Origin of the sequence: uncultured Dysosmobacter sp., from assembly GCF_947631165.1 — a bacterium.
Taxonomy (GTDB): domain Bacteria; phylum Bacillota; class Clostridia; order Oscillospirales; family Oscillospiraceae; genus Oscillibacter.
The window spans coordinates 119,129-143,247 of sequence record NZ_CANRKH010000003.1 but is presented as its reverse complement, the minus strand read 5'-3'; the positions used below and the strand labels follow the sequence as shown (position 1 = coordinate 143,247).

Sequence of the window (24,119 nt, the reverse complement as noted above, 5' to 3'; positions counted from 1 at the left end):
GGGGGTGGGCCGCTTGTAAAAGTGAAGGAGCCTCATGGACATAAAGTATGCTGGGAAAAAGATCAATCTGCTGCGCTGTCCGTTTTGTAACGGAGAACCGACAGTGTACCTCAACAAATGGGGTAGGCGCACATTCAAAATTGCCTGCGACAATGAAAACTGCATTATGGTTGAAACGCTGTTTCGCCCAAGTCTCGAACAGGCTGCGAAAGAATGGAACCGCCGGCCCTGGAACCAGGTACCGGAAATGAAGGAGGGGGGATGGAACATGAAAATCGACGTTTCAAATGACCGTTTCGGGACCGTTCTGAATTGCGCTGTCCGATATTCCCTTGGCCGAAGAACCTATATGCCGTCGCTGGTGATCGGCTTCATCCGGCCGCTGCTTCCGTACATCAATGGCAAAACCCTATACGTCTTTGATCAGGATATCACCGAGCAACAATACTTTGGCGGCTACGGTGATACCTGTGATGCGCAGGACTGGATGCGGTTTCTGGCCGATGTCCATAAGGAACAGGACCGGCGAGGATGTGAACGGTATAAGGATTGGAGACAGCCCCACCATGAGTAAAAAGCAATTTATTGAGTTGTATTTGTCTGCCATGCTGAAAGCGGCTACCGGTAGACGGGTCTACCTGTCCTATGCAAACTTTGATTTGGCACACGAGGAAATTGTGCGGATTGAGTATAAACGCGACAACGGGGCGGCCATCTGTGAGATCCCCGTATCGAAGCTGGAACTGCTGGAAATCGCGGTTGCCGTTATTGAGAAAGTGCGAGGTATGCAGAAATGATTATGGGTGTTGACCTTGAAACCTACTCCAGCGTAGACCTTACCAAATGCGGTGTCCGGCCCTATGTGGAAGCTCCGGATTTCACTATTCTGTTGATTGGGTACAAGGTAAACAGCCAGCCCACGAAGTTGATTGATTTAGGCAGCAAGGGGGATACCGGTTTATCCCCCTTGCTCCCCGAAGCTGAATCCGACATCCCCCTGGGCGATATGAAAGAGTTCCGGCGCCTGCTCCTGGACCCGGCTGTGATTAAGACAGCGTACAATGCCGCGTTTGAAAGAAACTGCCTGGCACGGTATTTTAATCAGCCAATGCCCCCAGAACAATGGCAATGTACGATGGTCCAGGCGGCCACGCTAGGGCTTCCGGGAACACTGGCCCAGGTGGGGGCGGCGCTGGGGTTGGAGAAGCAGAAGATGGAGGAAGGGAAGTCCCTGATCCAGTATTTCTGCAAGCCTACCAAGGCCGGTGTCCGACATTACCCCCATGACGCCCCGGAGAAGTGGGAGCTGTTCCGCCGGTATAATATCCGGGACGTGGACGTGGAAACAACTATCCGGGAAAAGTTATCGCATTGGCCCCGGCCGCAGGTGGAACACGATGCCTGGACATTGGACCAGAAGATCAATGACCGGGGTGTTCGCCTGGACAAAACTCTGCTGGAAGGTGCGCTAGAGCTGGATGGTATCTATACCGCGCGTCTGATGGATGAAGCGAGAAACTTGACGGGGCTGGATAACCCCCGCAGTGATGCCCAGCTAAAAAAGTGGCTGGCTGAGCGGGGCGTTGTAACTGATAGCTTGGATAAGAAAAGCATCCCTCCGCTTTTGGAGTCCGCCCCGGACGATATTACCCGGCGGGTGCTGAGGCTCCGTCAGGAGCTGGGGAAAACGTCGGTGAAGAAGTACGAGGCCATGAAGCGCGGCCTGTGTCGTGATGGCCGGGTACACAATCTGCTGCAATTTTACGGCGCGGGGCGCACGGGCCGCTGGGCGGGACGGTTGGTCCAAGTCCAAAATCTTCCTCAGAACAAGATTTCTAATTTGGCACTGGCCCGGGAACTGATCTGCAATCGGGAATTTGATTTCCTGGAGCTGTATTTTGGCTCTCCGTCATTCGTTTTGTCACAGCTGATTAGAACGGCTTTTATCCCTTCCGAGGGGCACCGGTTCATTATTGCCGACTATTCCGCGATTGAAGCGCGGGTATTGGCATGGCTGGCCGGGGAGAATTGGGTGCTGCAGGAGTTCTATGGAGAAGGCCTGATCTATGAAGCCACCGCCTCTATGATGTTCCACGTCCCGAAGAATGACATCAAAAAGGGCGGCCCCCGCGCCGATTTAAGGCCAAAAGGCAAGGTCGCTACCTTGGCCTGCGGCTATCAAGGGAGCGTTGGGGCGTTAATCAACATGGGGGCGTTGGAATCCGGTATTCCGGAAGGGGATTTGCCGGGTATCGTAAAACGATGGCGGACCGCCAATGACCGCATTGTGAGTTTCTGGTATGCAGTAGAGGACGCGGCAATCAGCGCCGTACAAGGTGAACCGTCCACGCTGGAACACGGCCTGCGGTTTGAGTGCGATTCTGATTATCTGTTTATTACCTTGCCCTCCGGCCGGCGGCTGGCGTATTACAAACCGGAGTTAAAGCCGGAACCAAAGTTTAACAAGTTGGGCCTAACCTATTTAGGGAACGGCGAAAACAAGCACTATACCCGTCTAAAATCCTATGGCGGAAAACTCGTGGAAAATATCACCCAAGCTACCGCGCGGGATTGTCTGCGTGATGCTATGGCCGCGCTGGAGTCCGCCGGATATCGCATCGTATTCCATGTACATGATGAAGTAGTCATTGACGCCCCGGAGGGATCTGGTTCTCTGAAAGAAGTTCAAGAAATCATGGGCCGCCCGCTCCGATGGGCGCCGGGCCTGCCCCTCCGGGCGGCAGGGTTCGAGAGTACCTTCTACATGAAGGATTAAGGGAGGGTTCTATGCCAAAACTCACTTATGACGGTGAAATCCATATTGCCGTTTTTACCTCCCGACTATCGAAAACAGGAAAAAACAGGACGTTGCAGTGGTCTGAATTTCTGTCACAGCTTCTTACTACCACAAGGACAAAAGAACGCTTGCAGGAGTATTTCAAGTTAAGCAAAGACGAACAGGACGTCATTAAAGATGTCGGCGGATTCGTCGGCGGCTGGTTAAAAAATGGCCGCCGTAAAGCCGACTGTTTGGAACACCGTACTTTGCTCACGCTGGATGCAGATCAGGCTCGAACGGATTTGCTGGACCTTTTCGATTTGTCCTATGGCAATGCGGCAGCAGTCTACTCCACCCACAAGCACACTCCGGAAAAGCCCCGGCTCCGCTTTATCGCGCCCCTGCGCCGCCCAGTGACCGCCGAGGAATATGAGGCCATAGGCCGTAAAATCGCCTACGACCTGGGAATTGACCAGTTTGATGATACCAGCTATCAGCCCACACGGTTGATGTTCTATGCCAGCACGTCAGCCGACGGAGAATTTCTCCCCGATCACCGGGACGGCCCCTGGCTGGACCCCGATGAAATTCTTGGGCAATACCCGGACTGGCGGGATACCTCCTATTGGCCTACATCTTCCCGGATGGAGGCCGCCCGGAAAAGGGAGGCCAAAAAACAGGGCAACCCCTTAGAGAAACCGGGGCTAGTGGGCGCCTTCTGCCGGTGCTATGACATTGACACCGCGATTGAGAAATTCTTGCCGGAGGTCTACACCACCTGCTCTATGCCTGGGCGCTACACCTACGCCAAAGGGTCCACGTCGGCCGGCTTGGTCCTATATGATGATGGAGTGTTCGCCTATTCCAACCACGCTACAGATCCCGCCTCGGGAAAATTGTGCAATGCCTTTGATCTGGTCCGTATTCACCTGTACGGAGAACAGGACGAGGACATAAAGCCGGATACACCTATGAGCCGCCGGCCGTCATTCCTCTCTATGTCGGATTTCGCTGCGGCGGATTCGGAAGTGAAACGCCTATTGAATCGGGAACGCCTGGACAGGGCCAAGGCTGATTTTGATGCGCCGGTAGATTTGGATGATGAAAACTGGGCCGATGATCTGGAAGTGGACAAGAAGGGGAAGGTCCTCTCTACCATTGACAACGTGTACATTATCCTACAGCATGATCCCCTGCTCAAAGGTACGATTGCCTACAACGATTTGAAGGTGCGGCCTGTGGCGTTGCAGGATTTACCCTGGCGCAAGGTAACGGAACATGTCAACGGCTCTACATGGAACGACTCCGATGATGGGGAGCTCCGCTGGTATCTCGAAAAATATTACAAGCTGTCCGGGAAGGAAAAGATCATGGACGGCATGATGAAAACGGCCAAGGCCAATGCCACTCATCCCATCAAGGATTATCTGGAAGGGCTGTCTTGGGACGGGATACCCCGCCTGGACACGCTGCTAGTGGACTATCTGAGCGCGGAAGATACGCCCTACACCCGCGCCGTGACCCGGAAAACCTTCACGGCGGCGGTAGCCCGAATCTTTAAGCCTGGGTGCAAATTCGATTATGTGCTGGTGCTGGCGGGGCCCCAGGGACGCGGCAAGAGTACCCTGGTGGCGAAAATGTCCAACGGGTGGTATACGGATAGCCTTGCGGGAATCGGGACCAAAGAGGCGTATGAAGGGATTCAGGGGTTTTGGCTGGTGGAGCTTGGAGAACTGGCCGCTATGCGCAAGCTGGAGATTGAAACCATCAAGAATTTTATCTCCAAACAGGTGGACAGCTACCGGGCCGCCTATGGCCGCCGGGTAGAGGACCACCCCCGGCAGTGTATCTTCATCGGCACCACCAACTCCACGGCCTTCCTCCGGGATGATACCGGCAACCGGCGCTTCTGGCCGGTCCGCCTGGGAGAGCAGCCGCCGGTAAAAACCGTATGGGGCGATTTGACCCAATCCACCATCGACCAGCTGTGGGCCGAGGCTGTCACGCTGTATCGGGACGGGGAACCTCTGGTACTCCCGCCTGAACTGAACGCCAGCGCAGAGGAACAGCAGCGCGAATTTGTGGAGGATGATCCCCGGCGCGGGCTGGTGGAGGATTTCTTGGAAACCCTTTTGCCTGCGGATTGGGCCGAAAAAGATATCTTCCAGCGCCAACACTGGTTCACTGAAGAGGATAGTATGCGGGCGGTTGGCACTCTACGCCGTGATTATGTCTGCGCGGTAGAGGTATGGGTAGAATGCTTTGGCAAAGATGCCCGCCAATTCCCCCGGCAGGACCGTGGAGAAGTTAGTGCGATTCTGCGTCAGCTTCCGGATTGGGAAGAGGAACCGAAGCGGCAACGGTGCGGTGCCTATGGCCGGCAAACGAGGTTCCGCCGTGTGACATAACGGTTTTGTCACAAGTGTCACAACTGTCACAATCTTGTGCCTCTTGTGACAGTCGTGTGACAGTTCAGTGTCACACAAAAAATCCTTTAGCCGCAAGGCTTTGAAGAGGGTTTTTTCCGGTTGTGACAGTTGTGACAGTATCTATTATGAAATATCCGGATTAAAGAGAAAAATACCGCTTAACGCGCTTAATGCGCCTGTGTATACGCGCGCGCGAGAAATCTGTCACATTTGGCACACGGGGTATTTACCTATGAATTTGGAGGTCCTTATGGAAAAAGCAGTAGAGGAATACTTGCGGGAACAAGTACGCAAGACCGGCGGACTGGCATTGAAGCTGGTTTGCCCCGGCTGGACTGGTGTGCCAGACCGCCTCATTCTTCTGCCGGGGGGACGGGTATATTTTGCGGAAACAAAAGACCGTGGGAAAACCCCAAAGCGCCGGCAGAAATATGTACATGAACGGCTTCGGGAACTGGGCTTTACCGTATTTGTCCCAGACAGTAAAGAGGCCGTAGATCTGATGGTAGGGGAAATCACATGAAGTATAGTCCGCATGAGTATCAATCGTTCTGCATTGACTACTTGTTGGAGCGCCCCGCCGCTGGCCTGTTCTTAAAACCTGGCATGGGGAAAACATCTATCGCATTGACAGCGGCAGAGAGACTTTTGTATGACAGCTTTGACGTTTCAAAGGTTTTGGTTATCGCACCGCTGCGGGTGGCGGAAGATACCTGGAGCCGGGAAAGTGAAAAATGGGACCACCTGCGGCATTTGCGTGTGAGCCGGGTGTTAGGCAGCGCAAAGGAGCGCCGGGCGGCATTGGCCCGAAAAGCGGATATCTATTGCATCAATCGGGAAAATGTCCCCTGGCTTGTGAAGCTGTACGGTTTGAGTTGGCCCTTTGATCTGGTGATAGTCGATGAATTGTCCAGCTTTCGCAACCCCAGCGCCCAGCGGTTTAAGGCGTTGCGGAAGGTGCGGCCCCTGATAAAGTATCTTTGGGGACTGACAGGAACGCCCCGCCCCCGGAGTTTGTTGGACCTTTGGGCGCAGGTGTACTTACTGGATCAGGGCCGGCGGCTTGGAAAGACATATACCGAGTATAGGAATCAGTATTTTATCCCCGGGCACCGGAATGGGTATGTTATTTATGAGTGGACCCCCAGGCCGGGAGCGGCAGCGGAAATTTATAAAAAGATTTCTGATATCTGCGTCAGCTTGGAAACCGAGGGTAATGTGAAAATGCCGGAGCTGGTAAAAACGGTGCGGCTAGTGGCGCTGTCCCCGGAGGCCAGGGCACAGTATGACAGCCTGGAGCGGGACGCGATTCTATCCCTGGGGGATACCATCATTGACGCAGGGAGTGCGGCGGCGGTCAATGGAAAGCTGATGCAGATTGCAGGTGGCGCCGTCTACGATGAAGATCACCGAACGCATGAGCTGAATACGGAAAAGCTGGACGCCCTGGAGGACATTTTGGCCGAGGCCGACGGGGAGCCGGTGTTGGTGGCATATCGGTATCAGCATGAGCGAGATCGCATTATGGCCCGATTCCCCCAGGCGGTACAGCTGAAGGACAGTAAAACTATAGCCGCTTGGAATCGGGGCGAGATCCCCTTGCTGCTGGCCCATCCCGCCGGAGCCGGCCACGGGTTGAACCTTCAGGACGGCGGGCACATCATAGTATGGTTCGGGCCAATATATGATTTGGAGCTATGGGAACAGTTTATAGACCGGTTACATCGGCAAGGCCAGCGGTCGGCCACTACCAGCGTGATTGTGCTAGTGGCTGAGGGGACGGTGGAGCTGGACGCTATGCAATCCCTGGACGCAAAAGAGGACGGGCAGGCGGCTATGATGCGGGCAATCCGGGCCAGGATTAAAAAATTTAGGGAGGTGGGCACATGAACTGGAAACGGGAGGCTATCGACAAGTTGCGGAACTATGAGGCCAGGAAACAGGCCCCGGCGAATATCCAGCAGGAAATTAAACGGCTGGAGGTGGAGTACACCGGTATTCGGAGCGCCGTCACGGATGGCACACCCGTTTCCGGGGGAACCAGCACACGGGAAGATATGATGTTGAGCAACATCGTCCATCGAGACGAGTTGAAGCGGAGTCTTAAAGAAACCCGGATGTGGGTGGCCACGGTAGAAAAGGCGCTGGCGGTTCTGTCTGAGGAAGAGCGCCAAGTGCTGGACCGCTTTTACATCCATGCGGCGAAAGGCGCCGTTAAGGACCTATGTGAACTCTTGAACGTGGAGCAATCCACCGTGTATCGCAAGCGGGACGAGGCCCTTCGGCACTTTACTATTGCCCTTTACGGAGTCACCGAAACCGCTTAAAAAGATGGGAAAAAAACGGGAAGATTTTTTGAGAATCAGGTGCTATAATATTAGCGTGTAAAATCCTAACAAGCCAGGCGGTCGCCCCCGTGGGTGGCCGCCATTCTTTTTGAGGGGAGGTTTTTTGGGGCTGCCGCGTTTTCTCCTTTGCGTGGCGGTTTAACGTCCGGATCGGGTGCTGGTCGCCAACAGCGCCGGAGAGGGGCAGAAAAATAAAGGAGGAAAACGATGTGTTTTCAAAACTGAAAGACCGCTTTACTGAAGACCCCACGTCTTATTATGCCATGAGCATTGCGGCGACGTGGGCGGGTGTCGGGTCCCTGATGAATGGGATTACAATGGCCCAGGATTACGGAATTGTCCCTTTCCTAATCTGGGCGCTGGGGAATACCTTGGCTTGCGTGGCTTTTGGTGTTTTCGCCCCCGCGATTCCCAAGCTGCGGGACGTGTTTCGGACCAAGGCTATGCACAGTCTTGTCGGCCTGATGTGCGTGTTTCAAATTTGGCTCAGCATGAACGGTATTCAAGCCATTTTTGCGGATACGGTGTTGGGCGGGCGATTTGGGATGGTGCTGGCGTACATGGCGGCGGTGTTCTTCCTGGTTCTGTTGATTCGTTTTGGAATGGTGAGGAACGTCCTAACGGATAACATGAGTTGGAGCGCCGTTTATGGGGTGGCGCTGGTGCTGACGGTGTGCGCTATCATCCACTCCCAGGGGAATATGAACCCCTTGGCCTGGGGACTGGATGCGGCCAACATCGGTGTTGGTGTCAATAAGGGATTGCTGTTGCTTCCGGGCGCATTTTTGTATCCATACTTTTTTGAGATTTTGGATTACAACGAAGGGAACACAGACGGCACAAAGAAAGTATGTATCCGCCGGGCGTTTACGCTGGGCGGATTTATGTTTGGCGCCTATCTGATTTTTACCTTCCTGCTGGCATGGACAAATTTCAGTCCGGTGCTGAATGTCATTAAAGCGGTGCTGGTTACGCTGGTGGCCGTATCTACCCTTTCATCCTTCCTGTATAGCGTGTATATCACGTTCGGGAGGAAACTGGGACTGGCGGTCAATTTGGCAAGCATAGCCCTGTGGCAGCTGCTGATCCCCATGGGCGTGATGGGCGTTTGGACGCTTATGAGCACGATCCGAATTTATATCGTGGCCGGTGCGATTATAGCCGCCTTTGTTTGGTGGGCTGTGGAACGCAGAAAGGCGGCGACGGTATGAAGATTATTAAGAAGCCCCTGGCCGATCTTCGCCGGCCGCCTAAAAATGTCCGTATCCATTCCGACAAGCAGATCACTGAGTTTAAGCGGTCCATTGAGATGTTCGGACAGATCCGCCCTATTGTGATTGACGAGGCGGGGACCATTCTGGCCGGCAATGGCCTGTATGACGCTTTGTGTGCAATGGGCCGGACAGAAGCGGATTGCTATGTTGCCGCCGGATTATCCGAATCGCAGAAGAAAAAGCTGATGCTGGCCGACAACCGCATTTTTTCTTTGGGCGTTGATGATATCCAGGGCTTTGATGAAATCATTGCCGAATTGGATGACTTGGACGTTCCCGGCTATGACGAGGATCTGTTGAAAACCCTGACCGCCGACCTGGGGGATACGGATGAACTTCTGGCCGGATATGGCCTCATTGACGAAAACTCTAAAGCGGAAATGAAAAAGGCCGCGGACCGCTATGAGCAGAAGTCCGAGGAATTTGCCCAGGACGCAGAGGAAATCAGGCCGGCCCCGCCCCCGTCGGAACCCGTAGAGGCGGCTGTAGAGGACCGCGCGGTGGAGCTTGATCGACGCTATATCATTTGCCCGAAATGTGGTGAAAAGATATGGCTATAAAGACGATTGAGAGCCAGATGGATGTGGTGCAGGCTGCCAAGCGGAGAATTGTCAACGTCTTTTCTAACGGCGTCCGGGTCTATATGTCCTTTTCCGCTGGTAAGGATAGCCTTTGCATGTCTCACCTTGTTTATGAAAAAATCCTGAGCGGCGAGATTGACCCCAAATTGCTGACGGTGATTTTCATTGACGAGGAAGCCCTATATGACAGCATGGAGCAAATGGCCCTGCGGTGGAGAAAGCGGTTTATTTCCGTGGGCGCGGAGTTCCGGTGGTATTGTCTGCCTGTTAAGCAGGTATCTATCCTGCATCAGCTGCAGAATGATGAAGCCTGGATTACTTGGGAGCCGGGGAAAACCTGGGTCCGAGATGCGCCACCTTTTGCGATTACCCGTGATCCCCATTTGCGGTATACCGGCCAGATGAATTACCAGACCTTTTGCAGCGCAATCACCAAAGACGGGATTCAGTTGGTGGGCGTGAGAGCCTATGAGTCCGTTCAACGCCGGGAATATCTGGCTAAGGCCGATTTGAGGGCCGGCGGATTGAGCTGTGAGAATAAGGTTTTTCCGATTTATGATTGGAAAGACAGTGACGTTTGGTTGTATATCAAGGAAAACCACTTGGATTTCCCGGACGCTTATATTGACCTGTACCGGGTTGGCGTTTCCAAAAACCGTTTGCGGCTGTGTAATTTCTTTGCGGCGGAGAGTATCGCGGGGCTTCGGTATATCGCAGAAACCGATCCGAAACTGTGGGAACGCATTGAACAGCGGGAACCAAACGCCTATTTGACACTGCTGTATTGGGACAGTGAGATGTTTAAGCGCAGCACCAGAAAGCGGACGGAGCTGGAAGGGGAATCCTCAAAGGATTATCGGGAACTTTGCCGGCAGATGCTTTTTGTGGAGCCGGAGAAGTATTTCACCAACGAGGGGACCCGCCGAGTGGCTGAGCGGTATCGGCATTTCTACATCAAGGGCCATGATTTTATGAGGCCCCGCGATTTCAAAATGATGTATGAAGCCATGATTGCCGGTGATCCCAAATTGCGGTCCCTTCGGGCTTTGTATGTCACGGTTTATTCCGCCTATGCAAAATCTGCCGGTGAAAACGCGGCGAGGCGGGAGGTGAATACAAATGTCTGAGGTAGTAGACGTATTCGCCCCGTTGTCCACGTTGCAGTGGGTAGATCGGAGTCTGCTGAAAGCCAATGATTACAACCCTAACAAGGTCAGCGAGGATAACCTGAAGCTGTTGACCCAATCCATTTTGACCAACGGCTGGACGCTGCCAATCGTGGTGCGTCCGGACTATACCATCATCGACGGGTTCCATCGGTGGACGGTAGCAGGAAGGGAGCCTTTGCACACGAAGCTCAAGGGCATGGTGCCTGTGGTGATTGTTGCGCATAGCGATAAGAGCGACGATATTTACGGCACGATTACCCATAACCGGGCCAGAGGCACCCATTTGTTGGAGCCGATGAAAGCTATCGTGAAGCAACTGATTGACGAGGGGAAAACGGTATCCGAGATCGGTAAGCAGCTGGGTATGAAGCCGGAGGAAATCTTTCGGCTGTCCGATTTCTCCCGTGATGATTTCTTGGAGATGATGACCAAAGGCGTACATGGGTATAGCAAGGCCGCCATCTACAAGAAGGTATGATTGACACAAGGGCGCGGGCCGCCGCTGACAGCCTCGTGGAGCGACGGTACCCGCGCCCCGGGTGTATACCCGTCCTGGCCCCTATCTCGTCTCCACGGGGCTGACAGCGTCGGCCAGAGGGTTGCCCGCAGGCGCGACCCCGAAAAAGGTACTGTGCCGACCCCGCCCGCCAAGGTGCGGGCTCGCCGACCCCAAAAAGCGTGTAGTTACTGAAAAAATTTTTCGTCGGTTCCGTTCCGCATTTTGAATTTTTGACCGGGAAGGAGGTTTCCCCCGTCATGGCAAATAAGATTACGACTGAAACAGAGGTCAGCACGTCTGAGCTGGCCTGTGTTTTGGGCATAACCGCCCGCTATATCCGTCAGTTGACGGAGGACGGCATACTGGAAAAAATCAAACAGGGCCGCTATGCGCTGTGCGCTTCTGTTCAGCGGTACATTGATTCCAGGGAGACGATGCCAGAGGATGAAGCGAAGCTGGAGAAGGCCAAGCGCGCCGCCGAAGTCACGCTGAAAACCTCCAAAGCGCATATCGCCAAGATGGAGGCTGATGAATTGCGCGGCAAAATGCACCGCGCAGAAGATGTGGAGGCCATGACCGCCGACATGATTTATACCGTCCGAGGATCACTGCTTGCCCTCCCGGGGCGGCTGGCGGTGGATGTGGCCGCAGCGGAAACCCCCGCCGAGGCCGCTGAAATTATTCGTAGAGAAGTGTCCCTGCTCATGCAAGAGCTGACGCAGTACCGGTATGACCCTAAGAAGTATGAGGAACGGGTGCGAGAGAGGATGGATTGGGACACGGATTTTGGCTCAGGTGACGGCGAAGATGAATAGCGGGGACTTACAACGGCTCAATGCCGTTGTAGCTAAGGTCATGGCCGGAATGAAGCCCCCGGAGAATCTCACTGTTACTGAATGGGCGGAAAGGAAACGGCGGCTTTCTACGGAGAGTAGTGCGGAACCGGGGCCGTGGAGAACCACGCGCACACCCTACCTCCGGGCGCCGATGGACGCTTTCACAGATCCTCGTGTGCGGCGGATTGTCATGGTGGCCGCGTCCCAGGTAGGAAAGTCTGAGCTGGAACTGAACATCATCGGCTACATCATTGACGAGGACCCCGGCAGCATTTTGTTTGTCCACCCCACGACCATTGACGCGAAGGAGTTTTCCAAGCTCCGGATTGCTCCGGAGATTCGGGATTGCCCCACGCTGCGTAAGAAGGTGGCCGCGCCCAAGAGCCGGGACAGCGGAAACACGGTGCTCCAGAAAACATACCCCGGCGGTATTCTAACCATGTGTGGGTCTACGGAGGCACACGCGCTGGCCTCAAAGCCCATTCGGTATGTGCTGGGTGACGAGCGGGACCGGTGGGCCACGTCTGCCGGCAACGAGGGCGACCCTTGGGAGCTGGCTATGGCCCGGCAGACCACGTTTTATAACGCGAAGGCCGTGGAAGTATCGACGCCGACGATTAAGAACGTGAGCGCCATTGCGAACAGTTACGCTGAGGGGACGATGGAGCGGTGGAAATCTAAGTGTCCGCATTGTGGGGAATATCATGAAATCCAGTGGAAAGATATTCGATATGAGTATGAAACCAAGGAAGTAAACCAGAAAAAAACCTATAAGGTGACGCAAATTCTATATGTCTGCCCTGGGTGTGCGGCTGTTTCCGATGAAATCACGATGAAGCGCCAGCCTGCCCGGTGGGAGGCCGATAATCCGGACGCATATGCACACGGCGTCCGTTCCTTTTGGCTGAATGCTTTTGTCAGCCAGTGGGCCCGCTGGGAAACCATCATCTTAAAATACCTCAATGCGATTGGAAACTCCAAGAAGCTCCAGGTGGTCTATAACACCTGTTTCGGGGAGCTATGGGAGGACCGGGGAGATCTGGAGGATGAAGATAGTCTGATGGAACGCCGGGAGGAATACCCCGCTGAATTGCCGGACGGTGTTCTGGTGTTGACGGCCGGCGTTGATACTCAGGACAATCGTATGGAATATGAGATCGTCGGTCACGGGCATTTTGGTGAAACCTGGGGCATTGAAAAGGGCGTTGTCATGGGCCGTCCAGACGAAGATAGCACCTGGGACAAACTGGACGAGGTTGTTTTTAACCGCTACTTCCAGTTTGCTGACGGGGTGAAATTGCGCACGTCAATGTCCTTTGTAGACGAGGGCGGCCATTTTACGCAGGAGGTACGGCAACGATGCCGGGCACGTATCGGGCGAAAGGTGTTTTGTATCAAGGGTATGCCTGGACCGGACAGACCGTATACCGCGCCCCCGAAGCAGATGAAGATAGTGGTTAATCAGAAAGTGGTAAGTAGCTGTTGGCAATATCAAATCGGCGTGGACGCCGGGAAGTTGCTGATTATGGATAACCTGTCTGTAAAGACCAAGGGTTCAAAGTATTGTCATTTCCCCCGGCGTGACGATTACGGTTCCGGTTATTTTGCGGGCCTACTTTCTGAACGGCTGGAATATGACGCGGGGAAGAAGCAGCCTTGGATATGGAAGAAGATTCCCGGCCATGAGCGTAATGAGGCGCTTGACTGTCGAAATTACGCTCTGGCGGCTTTCAAGGCCATGCCTAAAAATCTGGACGCAATAGACCGGCAACTGAAAACCATGCGGGGCCAGCGAGTAGCGGAAACAGCGCCAGTGATACCCAGACCACGGCCGAGGAAGAATCCCACCGGGTCTGCGTTACGGAAGCACTATGATGAATGGTAGGTGGACTGAATGGCAAGCAAAATTACGGTAGAACGGCGGCTGATGTTCCGGAAGAGCGCCCTGGAAAGGTTATATGACGCCTATGAAGCTCTGCTCAAAGGAGGCGTAAAAAGCTATGTAATTGATGATAGACAGCTTACCCGCCTGGATCTTCCTGCGCTTGCGGATGAAATCCGAGAGATGGAGCGCGAGGTTGACGAGCTTACCGCGCTGGCAGAGGGGCAGCGGCCCCGAAAGGCATGGGGCGTGATTCCCCGTGATTGGTAAGGGAGGCGGTTATGATTTATCTCGATAAAAAAACGGGCCTGTATTTGCCGGAAGGGGCCCGGCCTAAAGCATCGGGGTATAGCGAGGCGGGGGCCAGTTTGACCCGGCGGGCTATGCGAGGATTCAAGGCTCGAAGCGGGAGTCCAAACGAGGATATCAACTGGCCTAACGCTACCCTGCGGTCCCGGGGACGTATGCTCTATATGTCCTCTCCGTTAGCCACCAGCGCAATTAACACGAATCGAACAAAGGTTGTCGGGGTTGGCCTTGCGTTGAAAAGCGCGATCAATTATGAAGTGTTGGGTCTTTCTCCGGAGGCTGCGGAGGACTGGCAAAAGAGAACCGAGGCGGAATTTTCTCTGTGGGCCGGTCGCAAAGCCAGCTGTGACGCCCTTGGTATCAATAATTTTGAGGCGCTACAACAGCTGGCGCTTGTGTCCTGGCTTATGTCTGGCGACGTGTTCCCGCTTTTTAAGCGATACAAGCCCACGCCTACCAGCCCTTATTCTCTGCGGATTCACATGGTAGAAGCGGATCGTGTCAGTACACCCGACACTATGGGGGGATATGCAGGCTGGCCCGGCGTCACCGACGGTAAAAACCCGGATAACGGGAACAGGATATACGATGGCGTGGAGGTCAACAGTGATGGTATGGTAGTTGCCTACCATGTGTGCAACTGTTACCCCTGGCAGATTACCGGGGAACCCGTTAAATGGACGCGGGTAGAAGCCTACGGACCCAGGACCGGGCTGCCCAATATCCTCCATGTGATGAACAGTGAGCGGTGCGACCAATATCGGGGTGTGACCTATCTGGCCCAGGTTATCGAACCATTGCTGCAGCTGCGCCGGTATACGGAATCTGAACTGATGGCGGCGCTGGTGCAGAGCTTTTTTACGGCGTGGATCATCACCAAGACGGACCAGAACAGTATCCCTATCAACGAAATCGGGGAAGGGGATATTGCCGGAGTGCCTGCGGTCAATCCCGGCGGGGACAATATTTCTGATAATCCGAATGAGTATGAGCAGGGGCCGGGTACTGTTCTCCATCTGGCAGAGGGGGAGGACGTTAAGTTTGGGAACCCCAACATCCCCAGCACCGGCTTTGACGTATTTGTGAAAACCTTCTGCAAGCTGGTTGGCGCCGGTTTGGGGCAGCCCTATGATGTGCTGGTCAAAGAATATAATTCCTCCTATTCGTCCGCCCGCGCCGCGCTGCTGGACGCATGGGAGGATTTTCGTATGCGGCGGAAGTGGTTCGTGGACGATTTCTGCCAGCCGACCTATGAAGTCTGGCTGGCGGAGGCGGTAGCCCGGGGGCGCATTAAAGCGCCGGGCTTCTTTGGCGATCCCTTGATTCGTGCCGCATGGTGTGGAGCGCGGTGGATTGGGCCGGTCCAGGGTAGCCTTGACCCGTTGAAAGAAGCGAAAGCGGCGATTCTCCAGATCCAGCATGGGCTAAAAACGCATGAACAAGTTACCCGCGAAACTGGCGGCGGCGACTGGAGAGAAAATGTTGTCCAGCTTGCCGCAGAGAATGCCATGCTTGCTGCGGCCGGTGGCGGGGGTACTCGCATGGAGGTTGATCCAAATGAACCGGATGAACCTGATACACAAGATGGAGGTGCGGAAAAGTGAAATTCCCACTCAATATCGCGCGCGGCGCGTACACCATGGCCAGCGTGGACGGGGAAACCGCCGAGCTGATCATGTACGGGGATATCGTGGAAACCCAGCCCACGGATTTCTGGACCGGGGAGCCCATCCCCGGTAATTACATCATTGAGAGCGAATTTTTGGAGGACCTGGAGCGAGTGCAGGGGTGTAAGGCCCTCACCATTCGGATGAACAGCTGTGGCGGGGATGCCGGCGTGTCGGTTCTGATTCATAACCGCCTGCGGGAACTGGCGGCTAATGGTGTGGAGCTGACATGTATTGTGGACGGCGTGGCCATGTCCGGGGGCTCTCTTATCATGTGCGCCTGTGACACAGTCCGGGTGAATCCCTCCAGTCTCGTGATGATTCACAAGTGCTGGTCGTTCCTGTTCGGAGGGTACAGCGCCGACGAGCTTCGGCAACAAGCCTCCAGACAGGACGCTTGGGACAAGTCTCAAGTGTCCATCTATACGCGCAAGAGCAAGCTCAGCGCCACCGTGATTTCCCACATGATGGCCGATACCACCTACATGACCGGACGGGAGGCCGTTGAAAAAGGTTTTGCCGACGAGGTTATCGAGGATGCAGAGCCGTTGGATATCGCGGCCAGCGCCGATGGGCGCACCCTGTTTATCCGGGGCCGGGAGATGCATCTTACCCCCGGCATGTTCGCCCCGGACACCATTCCTACAGTCACACCCGAGGCCGCCGCCCCGGTTGAGACACATAATCCGCCGGACAACTCCGGCACTGAAGGAGGAACTACCATGGCAAAGAATCTGAAGGAGCTCCGGGCGGAGAACCCGGAGCTGGCCGAGGCGCTGATGGCCGAGGCCAAAGCTGAGGCGGCTGCGTCGGCATCCGGGAGTGGTGCCCAGCCCCCCGCCGCCGGAAATGGTGGCCAAGTGCAGGCCGCCGGGGACCCGGCGGATACCACTTCGGCGGTTGACGCCGAGCGCAAGCGTATCCAGGACATTGACGCCCTGGCAGGCTTGTTTGACGCTGAAACCATCAACGCGGCGAAATATGGGGACCACCCCTGCACCGCTCAGGAGATGGTGTATCAGGCGGCACAGAAAGCGGCGCAGCAGGGGCAGAAGTTCTTGGCCGCGCTGGAAGCTGATACCGCCGGTTCCGGCGCGCAGGAAGTGGAGGCGGCCAACGGCGGCGGCGAGGGCGCTAAGCCTACTACCCCCGAAGGTAAGATGGCCCAGGCCCGCGCGTCCGTCAAGGCGCTGTTCAAAAACGATAAGGAGGAATAAGCAATGGCAAAGCAGCTGAATGCGAAGATCGCTGAGATGATCCCCGACGGGCTGATTACCGACACTCAGCCCCGCCCCATTGTGAGGGGCGTTACGCTGGACGGCACGACCCCCGCCACCCATAAACGCGGCACTCTGCTGACCCTCGATGCGGAGGGCGGTAAGGTGAAGCCCGCGGATAGTTCTCTGGCGGAGGCTGACCCTGACTGCATTCTGACCGATGATGTGACCATCACCGAAGCGGATTCCGTAAGCGGTGTTGCGGTTACCGTGTACGTTGCGGGGTGCTTTGACCCCGCGAAAGTGCTGGATAAGGACGGCAAGCCCATCGAACTGGACGCCAAGGCGCGGAACACCCTGCGCATGAAGGGTATCCTCTTCAAAGCCGCCGTTCCTATCGAGACGGCTGAAAACTGATAGGAGGAAAAACCTATGCCTAACAACACTCTCAATTTCTTTGATACCTACCTGATGATCGCCATCATGGAGGAAGTTCTGCCCCGCGCATCCTTCTTCCGTGACCGCTATTTCTCCACCGGGGCGGGGGACGTTTTCGGTGCCGATAAGGTGCTGGTGGAGTACCGTAAGGGTGACCGCCGCATGGCGCCCTTCGTCTCCCAGCGGGTGGGTGACATCCCCATGGACCGCCGGGGTTACACCGTTCATGAGCTGGAGCCCGCGTATATCGCGCCCAGCCGTATCCTGACCCTGGATGATCTTCAGAAGCGGGGCTTCGGCGAAGCCCTCTACGCCAACTCCACCCCTGCCGAGCGGGCCGCCCGGCTGATCCGCGACGACCTCACCGATCTGGAGAACTTTATCCAGCGCCGGGAGGAGTGGATGTGCGCCCAGGTAATGATCCACAACGCCTGCGAGATGCAGACCTATGTGGACGCCGCCACCAAGGGCGAGAAGCTGTTCGTCAATTTCTACGACGGCGAAGTATCTGAGCACACCTTTACGGTGTCCAACAAGTGGGACACTGAAAAAGGCAACTACCGTTTCGACGTGAAGGCCATGTGCCGGATGCTGTCCAAGCGCGGCCTGCCCGCCGCCGACCTGCTCCTGGGGTCCGAGGTGGCCGATTTTATTCTGGAGGATAAGCGGACCGCCGAGCTGCTGGACAAGAACAGCGGCGTTTTCCTGGGCAACGGCATCCGGGAGCAGCTGACCGCCTATGACGGCGTGACCTTCATGGGTGTGCTGAACTTCGGCGGCCACAACCTCAACGTGTTCTCCGTGGATGAGCGGTATCTGGATGACGAGGGCAAGGACCAGCCCATGCTGGGCGCCAAGGACGTTATTGTTACCGCCCCCAACTGCGGTAGTCTGAAGTATGGCCGGATCACCCAGATCGACTACGGCGCCACCATGCCCAGCACCTACACCTCCCGCCGGGTGCCTAAGCTGGTGGTGGATCAGGAGAACGACCAGCGCAAGCTGCGTCTGGGCACCCGCCCCCTGGCCACGCCCAAGAACTACTGCCCGTACATCTACGCCAAGGAAGTTATCGGCGCAAACCCTTGATTACCTTCTTCCCGCCCGACACGAAACTGTATGGGAAGAAGGTATCCGAGCTGCAATCTGGTGTCAAGATTGACAGCTCCAATACATTCCATGGGACCTTGCACCATTTGGATAGCTACCCGGAGTACGGCGCGGATGCAAGCGGTAACTTCCTTGCTTTCAACCTTGTGACCCAGCCCGACGAGCAGGTACACATCAAATCCAGCACCGGGTCCCCAGAGAAGGATTTGGAGCCGGATGATCGGTTCCTGGTCTGGAAGGTGAACAGTACCGCCGACACGCTGGAAGTCACTTCCGGAGGCACAAAGGAAGTTTACAGCGCCGCTGGTTTGAAACTGGAGGAGGAGTAAGCCGATGAAAACTGTAAAGATTCTCGGCGGAGGATACAGCTATATCCGCAACGGAAGATCCGCTGTGGCGTACCGGGGTGAGCGAGTATCCGTGGAGGATGCCGAGGCCGTCCGCCTCTCCACCCTTCGGGTGGCTGAGATTATCGGGGAGGACACGGGGGCGACCCCGGCAACGGTTCCTCCCGTCGCTGACAGCTCCGTGGATAGCGGGGACGGGGGCGGGCCGGGTATCGACCCGCCCCGCGAAACCCCGCCCCTGGAGGACCCGGAAAACGGCGGGAAAGGCCTTTCCTGTAGGGACCTGCCAAGTTCGACGGAAACGCTGGATATTGTGGACGGTCATTTCACCAAAGAAAGTTTGATGGGAATGACCCGTACAAACCTGGAGAAGCTGGCGGAGGACCTGGGCGTAAATGTCAGCAAGTGTAAGAACAAGACTGAAATCGCTACCCTGCTGGCGGCGGTTGAGGTGGGAGAGCCGCCGGAGGCTGATACCGAAGCCCCGCCCGATCTGGGAGCGGAGGCGCCGGTGGTATGAGCTTTAAGGACATGGTAGCCGCTGATATTCATGGTGTGTTTCTGAACCTGGACGAGTTCGCGGAGAAGCGCACTGTGGAATATGACGGTGAACGCTATGAGGATATCCCGATTGTCCTCTCCGGGCTGAAGGAAAAGGACCGTCGGCAATTGGTATCCGATCACGTCCAGGGGCTCTACCTTGTGTCCGCCGTCCTCCACTGCGCTATCAGCGACCTGGGGGGCAAGCAGCCGGAAAAGGGTATGCGTATCCGTATCAATGACGAGGAAGGCGGCGGCGGATTCTTCCGGGAATTTTACGTCGCCTCTTCCGTCTGCGAAATGGGTATGCTGCGGGTAGAATTGGAGGCGATAGACGAATGAGTGACGTCTACCGCGCAGACCGCCGGAGCTATTATGATGGCGGCGTTATGGTTGATATCGCCGAGGACAGCTTGGATAAGGCGACAAGGCTTTTGGCCGGTATCAGCGGCGGAGTCTATAAGGCGGTGGGAAGTGCGTTGTCCCGCGCTGCGGCTTCTGGTAAAACCGCCGCTAAAGGGGCTGTCACGAAAGAATACACCATCAGCCAGAGCGAGTTTTTGGCCCGTACTAAGAACATCAACCATTTTGTTCGGGAAACCGGGGGCGGGATCTCCGTGGTATTCGGATTCCGAGGCAACGTGATCCCGCTGATAAAGTTCAACACCAGGGTCAACGGCAGCGGCCAAATTGTTACACAGGTCAAAAGGTCCGGAACAGCGGAAACGCTGAACCGGGCCTTTTCTGCGCAAATAAGCGGGCATCGAGGTATCTTTGAGCGTGTTGGTGTGAGCCGGTTCCCAATCAAGGAGCTTTACGGGCCGGCCACTCCGCAGATGATGCTTGCCAATGAAGCGGTGACAGATGAAATTGACCGCAAAATGGCCGAAACCTACGAGAAGCGTATTGACCATGAAATTTTGCGTGTTCTCAACGGCTGGGGGGTATAACGATTGAGCATGGTAATTCTGCTGGAGCAGCTGAAGGAATTTACCGAAAATGCCACGAGAAACATCATTCTCCCAGTATCGTATCAGAAAGGGGACCCGGAACCGCCCCCACCCAGGGCCGCCGAGGTATTTCGTGCGCGTTTGCCAGACAGTAAAGCGGCAAAGAAAAAGGCACCCTATATTTTGCATCAGATCATGACCAATAAAGACGCGCAAAATGAGGGCATACTGCTTGATTCTGAGGCCGTAGTCCGCACGATTTTCTGTGTCTATCACCCCGACGAACAGCAAGGCGGTGTCGCTCTGCTGTCCCTCATGGACCAGTTGCGCATCTCTTTTCTGGAGCGGGTAGTGGTTGGAGCGCAATTCCGGCTGGACCTGGAGGCAGGAATAGAAGTCCTGGTTTATCCGGAGGACACCGCCCCCTATTATGCGGGAGAAATGGTAACTACTTGGCATTTGCCGCCTGTGAAGCGGCTTGACACTACGCGGGTTATCCACGGGATGCCCCCATGGGACCCGAACGCACGACATCTGGAAGAAATTATTGGACTGAAAGGAAGCGAAGAGCATGGCGAAAAACAGTAAGCAGCCCGTGGCGGTCACAAGGCCGGCCGCGGCACCTGCGGCAGAAACCAACGGCTCCGGTTTCTACATCTACATTGGCCCGAATATTAAGGGCCTGATCCAGACCGGGACCATCTACCGGGGGAATCGTGAGGATGCGTACCAGAAGGCCGCCGCCGCGATTGAGAAGAATCCCCTGGTAAAGAACCTGATTGTGTCCGGCGACGCGCTGCCGGCGGCGCGATTGAAGGTTAAGACCCCCGGCAACGCCCTGTACGCCAGCTACAAAAAGCTGGCGGGAAAGTGAGGTAGCACATGGCAAATCTCGGTGTTCGAGTTTATGAACAGGCTACGTCGGTCAGCACCCCCAACGTGGCGAAGGTGGGCGTGCCCTACTTTGTAGGCACCGCTCCTGTTTATATGGCGGAAAAGCCCGCTAAAGTCAACACCCCCGTTCTGGCTACCAGCTGGGACGAGGTTGTGGAGAAGCTGGGTTTTTCTTATGACTGGGCAAAGTACACGCTCTGCGAGGCGATGTACAGTCACTTCCAGCTGTTCGGGTGCCAGCCCGCGATCTTCTGTAATGTTCTGGACCCTGAGAAAATGAAGGACTCCGTAATGGCAAAGGACTACTCCGTGACCGAGCATACGGTCACGCTGCCGTTTGAAGCCATTGGGAGTTCCATCAAAATCAAGCGCGGCCCGGACAACTATCCCAGCCTGGGCCTGACTGTCACAAAGGACATGGGCAACGCCGTTCTGTCCCGCGTGGGCGAGAAAGTCACCGACTGCGGGGAATACACCTTCTACAAGATTTTCGACACCAAGCCTGACGGTAAGGAGGGGCACCTGTTTGTTGTCGAGGTCGAGGGTAAAAACTACGGCGTTTACAGTCCGAAGTCGGAACATCTGAAGCTCTACTTCACCCTGGCCGGCAAGCAGATCGACTTTGTGGATGGGGTCAAGGCAGACGGGGGCGCCGGCATCAACCTGTCCAACTATACGGGTGAAATCAAAGTGAGCCTGTATAGCTGCCCTGCCGCTGAGAGTGCGGAAACCTATCCCACGGAGTTGTCTCTGGTCGAGACGTACACCGTTTACCTGAAGAATGGCCACGGCCCCGAATATCTCTATCCGGACGAGGACTACAGCGTTCTCTACGATGATGGTGAGAACGTATGCCAGATTGAGCTGTTGGAAACCGGGGCCGCCTATGAGGAATCCTCGCTCAATATCAGCTACGATGCCGTCACCCCCGAAAAAGTGGCGGTAGCCGACATCGTGGAGGGCGTGGGCCAGGTAGATGCGGCTATGACGGTGGTAGGCACGGTGCCTGATCTGCTCTGTGCCCCTGGTTGGTCCAGCAATACCGTTGTGGCGGCGGTGATGGCTACCAAGGCCGCCGCTATCAGCGGGCTTTTCAAGGGCAAGGCTGTCATTGACATTGACAGCAGTGAGAAGGGCGTCACCGAGTATTCCGCCCTGTCTGGTTATAAGAACAAAAACAACTTCGTGGATGTAGACCAGATCGTGTGCTGGCCTATGGTGAAACTGGGGGACTATATGTTCCACCTGTCCACGCAGCTGTGCGGACTGATGGCCAGTGTGGATACGGACAACCGGGGCGTTCCCTATGAGAGTCCGTCCAACAAAAATCTCAAGATGGATACCTGCTGTCTGGCTGATGGTACGGAGGTCAACCTGACGTGGCCCCAGGTGGAGATGGTGGCCGGCGACTGGGGCGTTGTCACCGCTGTCAATTTCATGGATAGCGGCTGGGTTGCCAAAGGCAACTACACGGCCTGCTTCCCCGGAAATACCGACGTGAAGGACCAGTTTATTCCCGTGAGCCGGATGTTCGATTTCATCGGCAACACCCTGATCCGGACGTTCTGGCCCAAGCAGGACAAGCCTTTGACCACGCCCCTGCGGGATTCCATTCTCCAGACCTGCAATATCTGGCTGGGCGGCCTGTGCGGGAGCGGCTACCTCTACGGGGCGCGCTGTGTCCTGCTGGCGGAGGAAAACCCCCTGACCAGCCTTTTGGCCGGGCACATTACTCTGCACGTCTACAATGCGCCGCCCGTCCCCGCTCAGCTGATCGACTTTATCCTGGAGTACGATGTTTCCTATATGGAGACGGCGTTGACGGCATAAGGAGGAAACAAGATGATTTATCCGAACGGTCATGTAGATTACATGATGTACAAAAACGGCGGCGCCCTGATCGGCGTCGCCAAGGTGACTGTGCCGACAATCAAGTATAAGACTGTCACCGCGACGGGTGCCGGGCTTATGGGCGACGTCACGATTCCTCTGGCGGGCATGATTGAGGCCATGCTTGCCAATATCCAGTTCAGCAGCGTCACCGACGCCGTTGTGGAGCTGGGGTCCAACGAGTGGCATGACGTGTCTCTGTATGTGGCCGAGCAGTATTTTGATTCCGTGAACCGCAGGGAGGAGATCGAGCAGACCCGGTTTGAGATGTCCATCCGCCCCACGGAAACCAATCTGGGCACCATCGGCACCGCCTCCGCCGCCGATGCCTCCGGCGCATACAGCGTGTGCAAATACACGGTGTATAAGGCGGGGAAGAAGGTCATTGATCTGGACCAGTTCAACCAGGTCCATGATGTCAACGGCAAGGACTGCGCGGCAGATGTGCGGAAAGCTATCGGCTTGACCTAAACAAGCAATATGGCCCGGTGCGGTTACTATGCCGCTCCGGGCCAATTTTTTGAAGGAGGTTCACTATGGACGAACTGTTTAACACCGAAGGTACGGGAGCGGAGGCCGCAGTTGAGGCAGAACGCGAAGCCGCTTCTGAGCCGGATACCAGCGTCTATGTCCACACATTTATAAAGCCGTTCGACTACCAGGGCCTTACCATCGAAAGGCTGACATTTGACTGGGGCAAGCTGACTGGCACCGATCATCTGGATATCGAGAACGAGCTTTTGATGCGGGGGAGAACGCTGGTGACGCCGGAGTTTTCCAGCGATTTTCTGTGGGGTATGGCTATCCGCGCCTGCACTCTGCGGGATGAAAACGGCGTTCGCCTGTTAAAGCGGGACGCTCTAAAGAGCATGAGCATCCGGGATTTCCAAAGAATCTGCAAAAAGGCACGCTCTTTTTTGCTGCGTGCGGGGTCATAACCGGCGAAGATGGGCTATGGCT

The 24,119-nt window shown here is 55.6% G+C and carries 27 protein-coding genes; all 27 read left to right on the top strand.

The genetic code is table 11. The annotated features are described in order from the left end of the window. Positions 1-34 precede the first annotated feature (34 nt). The 27 genes from Q0Z69_RS02900 to Q0Z69_RS02770 all read left to right on the top strand — a co-directional run bounded on the left by Q0Z69_RS02900 (position 35) and on the right by Q0Z69_RS02770 (position 24,097). Positions 35-574, top strand: coding sequence for a hypothetical protein (locus Q0Z69_RS02900; RefSeq protein ID WP_298029719.1), 540 nt, complete (start codon positions 35-37; stop codon positions 572-574). Further along, complete coding sequence (locus Q0Z69_RS02895; protein WP_298029718.1) at positions 567-797, top strand: hypothetical protein; 231 nt, start codon at positions 567-569, stop codon at positions 795-797. Before Q0Z69_RS02900 ends, Q0Z69_RS02895 begins: the two co-directional genes overlap by 8 nt. Next, the gene (locus Q0Z69_RS02890; RefSeq protein WP_298029717.1) at positions 794-2,776 is read left to right on the top strand and encodes a DNA polymerase; all 1,983 of its coding nucleotides are present in this window, start codon (positions 794-796) and stop codon (positions 2,774-2,776) included. Before Q0Z69_RS02895 ends, Q0Z69_RS02890 begins: the two co-directional genes overlap by 4 nt. Before the next feature lie 11 nt (positions 2,777-2,787). Beyond that, a complete protein-coding gene (locus tag Q0Z69_RS02885) occupies positions 2,788-5,187 on the top strand; it encodes a virulence-associated E family protein (RefSeq protein WP_298029716.1) in 2,400 nt (799 codons plus the stop codon). A gap of 271 nt (positions 5,188-5,458) precedes the next feature. Further along, positions 5,459-5,731 carry a VRR-NUC domain-containing protein gene (locus tag Q0Z69_RS02880; protein WP_298029715.1) on the top strand — a complete coding sequence of 91 codons (273 nt, stop codon included), beginning with the start codon at positions 5,459-5,461 and terminating at the stop codon, positions 5,729-5,731. Beyond that, positions 5,728-7,098 (top strand): DEAD/DEAH box helicase, encoded by a 1,371-nt coding sequence (locus Q0Z69_RS02875; protein WP_298029714.1) that lies wholly within the window; start codon positions 5,728-5,730, stop codon positions 7,096-7,098. The genes Q0Z69_RS02880 and Q0Z69_RS02875 overlap by 4 nt, the downstream gene beginning before the upstream one ends. Next, the gene (locus Q0Z69_RS02870) at positions 7,095-7,535 is read left to right on the top strand and encodes a DUF1492 domain-containing protein (RefSeq protein ID WP_298029713.1); all 441 of its coding nucleotides are present in this window, start codon (positions 7,095-7,097) and stop codon (positions 7,533-7,535) included. The genes Q0Z69_RS02875 and Q0Z69_RS02870 overlap by 4 nt, the downstream gene beginning before the upstream one ends. A gap of 230 nt (positions 7,536-7,765) precedes the next feature. Then, positions 7,766-8,767, top strand: coding sequence for a hypothetical protein (locus tag Q0Z69_RS02865; protein ID WP_298029712.1), 1,002 nt, complete (start codon positions 7,766-7,768; stop codon positions 8,765-8,767). Beyond that, positions 8,764-9,390: a ParB/Srx family N-terminal domain-containing protein gene (locus tag Q0Z69_RS02860; RefSeq protein WP_298029711.1), complete on the top strand. Its 627-nt coding sequence runs from the start codon at positions 8,764-8,766 to the stop codon at positions 9,388-9,390. The genes Q0Z69_RS02865 and Q0Z69_RS02860 overlap by 4 nt, the downstream gene beginning before the upstream one ends. Next, on the top strand, positions 9,381-10,538 hold the full coding sequence (locus tag Q0Z69_RS02855; RefSeq protein WP_298029710.1) for a phosphoadenosine phosphosulfate reductase family protein: 1,158 nt from the start codon (positions 9,381-9,383) through the stop codon (positions 10,536-10,538). The genes Q0Z69_RS02860 and Q0Z69_RS02855 overlap by 10 nt, the downstream gene beginning before the upstream one ends. Next, positions 10,531-11,058, top strand: coding sequence for a ParB N-terminal domain-containing protein (locus Q0Z69_RS02850; protein ID WP_298029709.1), 528 nt, complete (start codon positions 10,531-10,533; stop codon positions 11,056-11,058). Before Q0Z69_RS02855 ends, Q0Z69_RS02850 begins: the two co-directional genes overlap by 8 nt. 278 nt (positions 11,059-11,336) lie before the next feature. Then, positions 11,337-11,894 carry a hypothetical protein gene (locus Q0Z69_RS02845; RefSeq protein WP_298029708.1) on the top strand — a complete coding sequence of 186 codons (558 nt, stop codon included), beginning with the start codon at positions 11,337-11,339 and terminating at the stop codon, positions 11,892-11,894. Continuing rightward, entirely contained in the window at positions 11,887-13,800 is a 1,914-nt protein-coding gene (locus Q0Z69_RS02840) for a phage terminase large subunit family protein (protein ID WP_298029707.1), read from the top strand. The genes Q0Z69_RS02845 and Q0Z69_RS02840 overlap by 8 nt, the downstream gene beginning before the upstream one ends. A gap of 9 nt (positions 13,801-13,809) precedes the next feature. Then, complete coding sequence (locus tag Q0Z69_RS02835) at positions 13,810-14,067, top strand: hypothetical protein (RefSeq protein ID WP_298029706.1); 258 nt, start codon at positions 13,810-13,812, stop codon at positions 14,065-14,067. Positions 14,068-14,078: 11 nt separating this feature from the next. Next, positions 14,079-15,710, top strand: coding sequence for a phage portal protein (locus tag Q0Z69_RS02830; RefSeq protein WP_298029705.1), 1,632 nt, complete (start codon positions 14,079-14,081; stop codon positions 15,708-15,710). After that, a complete protein-coding gene (locus Q0Z69_RS02825) occupies positions 15,707-16,990 on the top strand; it encodes a head maturation protease, ClpP-related (protein WP_298029704.1) in 1,284 nt (427 codons plus the stop codon). Before Q0Z69_RS02830 ends, Q0Z69_RS02825 begins: the two co-directional genes overlap by 4 nt. Positions 16,991-16,993: 3 nt before the next feature. After that, positions 16,994-17,407, top strand: coding sequence for a hypothetical protein (locus Q0Z69_RS02820; RefSeq protein WP_298029702.1), 414 nt, complete (start codon positions 16,994-16,996; stop codon positions 17,405-17,407). A 15-nt stretch (positions 17,408-17,422) separates the two neighbouring features. Beyond that, complete coding sequence (locus Q0Z69_RS02815; protein WP_298029700.1) at positions 17,423-18,517, top strand: major capsid protein; 1,095 nt, start codon at positions 17,423-17,425, stop codon at positions 18,515-18,517. Between the two features lie 107 nt (positions 18,518-18,624). Further along, positions 18,625-18,867 carry a hypothetical protein gene (locus Q0Z69_RS02810; RefSeq protein ID WP_298029698.1) on the top strand — a complete coding sequence of 81 codons (243 nt, stop codon included), beginning with the start codon at positions 18,625-18,627 and terminating at the stop codon, positions 18,865-18,867. Positions 18,868-18,871: 4 nt separating this feature from the next. Further along, on the top strand, positions 18,872-19,405 hold the full coding sequence (locus Q0Z69_RS02805) for a hypothetical protein (RefSeq protein ID WP_298029696.1): 534 nt from the start codon (positions 18,872-18,874) through the stop codon (positions 19,403-19,405). Continuing rightward, positions 19,402-19,767 (top strand): hypothetical protein, encoded by a 366-nt coding sequence (locus tag Q0Z69_RS02800; RefSeq protein WP_298029694.1) that lies wholly within the window; start codon positions 19,402-19,404, stop codon positions 19,765-19,767. The genes Q0Z69_RS02805 and Q0Z69_RS02800 overlap by 4 nt, the downstream gene beginning before the upstream one ends. Continuing rightward, complete coding sequence (locus Q0Z69_RS02795; RefSeq protein WP_298029692.1) at positions 19,764-20,375, top strand: hypothetical protein; 612 nt, start codon at positions 19,764-19,766, stop codon at positions 20,373-20,375. The genes Q0Z69_RS02800 and Q0Z69_RS02795 overlap by 4 nt, the downstream gene beginning before the upstream one ends. A 9-nt stretch (positions 20,376-20,384) precedes the next feature. Continuing rightward, positions 20,385-20,963, top strand: coding sequence for a hypothetical protein (locus Q0Z69_RS02790; RefSeq protein WP_298029737.1), 579 nt, complete (start codon positions 20,385-20,387; stop codon positions 20,961-20,963). Next, positions 20,947-21,249 (top strand): hypothetical protein, encoded by a 303-nt coding sequence (locus tag Q0Z69_RS02785; RefSeq protein WP_298029690.1) that lies wholly within the window; start codon positions 20,947-20,949, stop codon positions 21,247-21,249. Before Q0Z69_RS02790 ends, Q0Z69_RS02785 begins: the two co-directional genes overlap by 17 nt. Before the next feature lie 8 nt (positions 21,250-21,257). Then, positions 21,258-23,099 carry a hypothetical protein gene (locus Q0Z69_RS02780; protein ID WP_298029688.1) on the top strand — a complete coding sequence of 614 codons (1,842 nt, stop codon included), beginning with the start codon at positions 21,258-21,260 and terminating at the stop codon, positions 23,097-23,099. 12 nt (positions 23,100-23,111) lie between these two features. Further along, complete coding sequence (locus tag Q0Z69_RS02775; RefSeq protein ID WP_298029685.1) at positions 23,112-23,630, top strand: phage major tail tube protein; 519 nt, start codon at positions 23,112-23,114, stop codon at positions 23,628-23,630. 65 nt (positions 23,631-23,695) lie between these two features. Beyond that, complete coding sequence (locus tag Q0Z69_RS02770; protein ID WP_298029683.1) at positions 23,696-24,097, top strand: hypothetical protein; 402 nt, start codon at positions 23,696-23,698, stop codon at positions 24,095-24,097. Positions 24,098-24,119 lie beyond the last annotated feature (22 nt).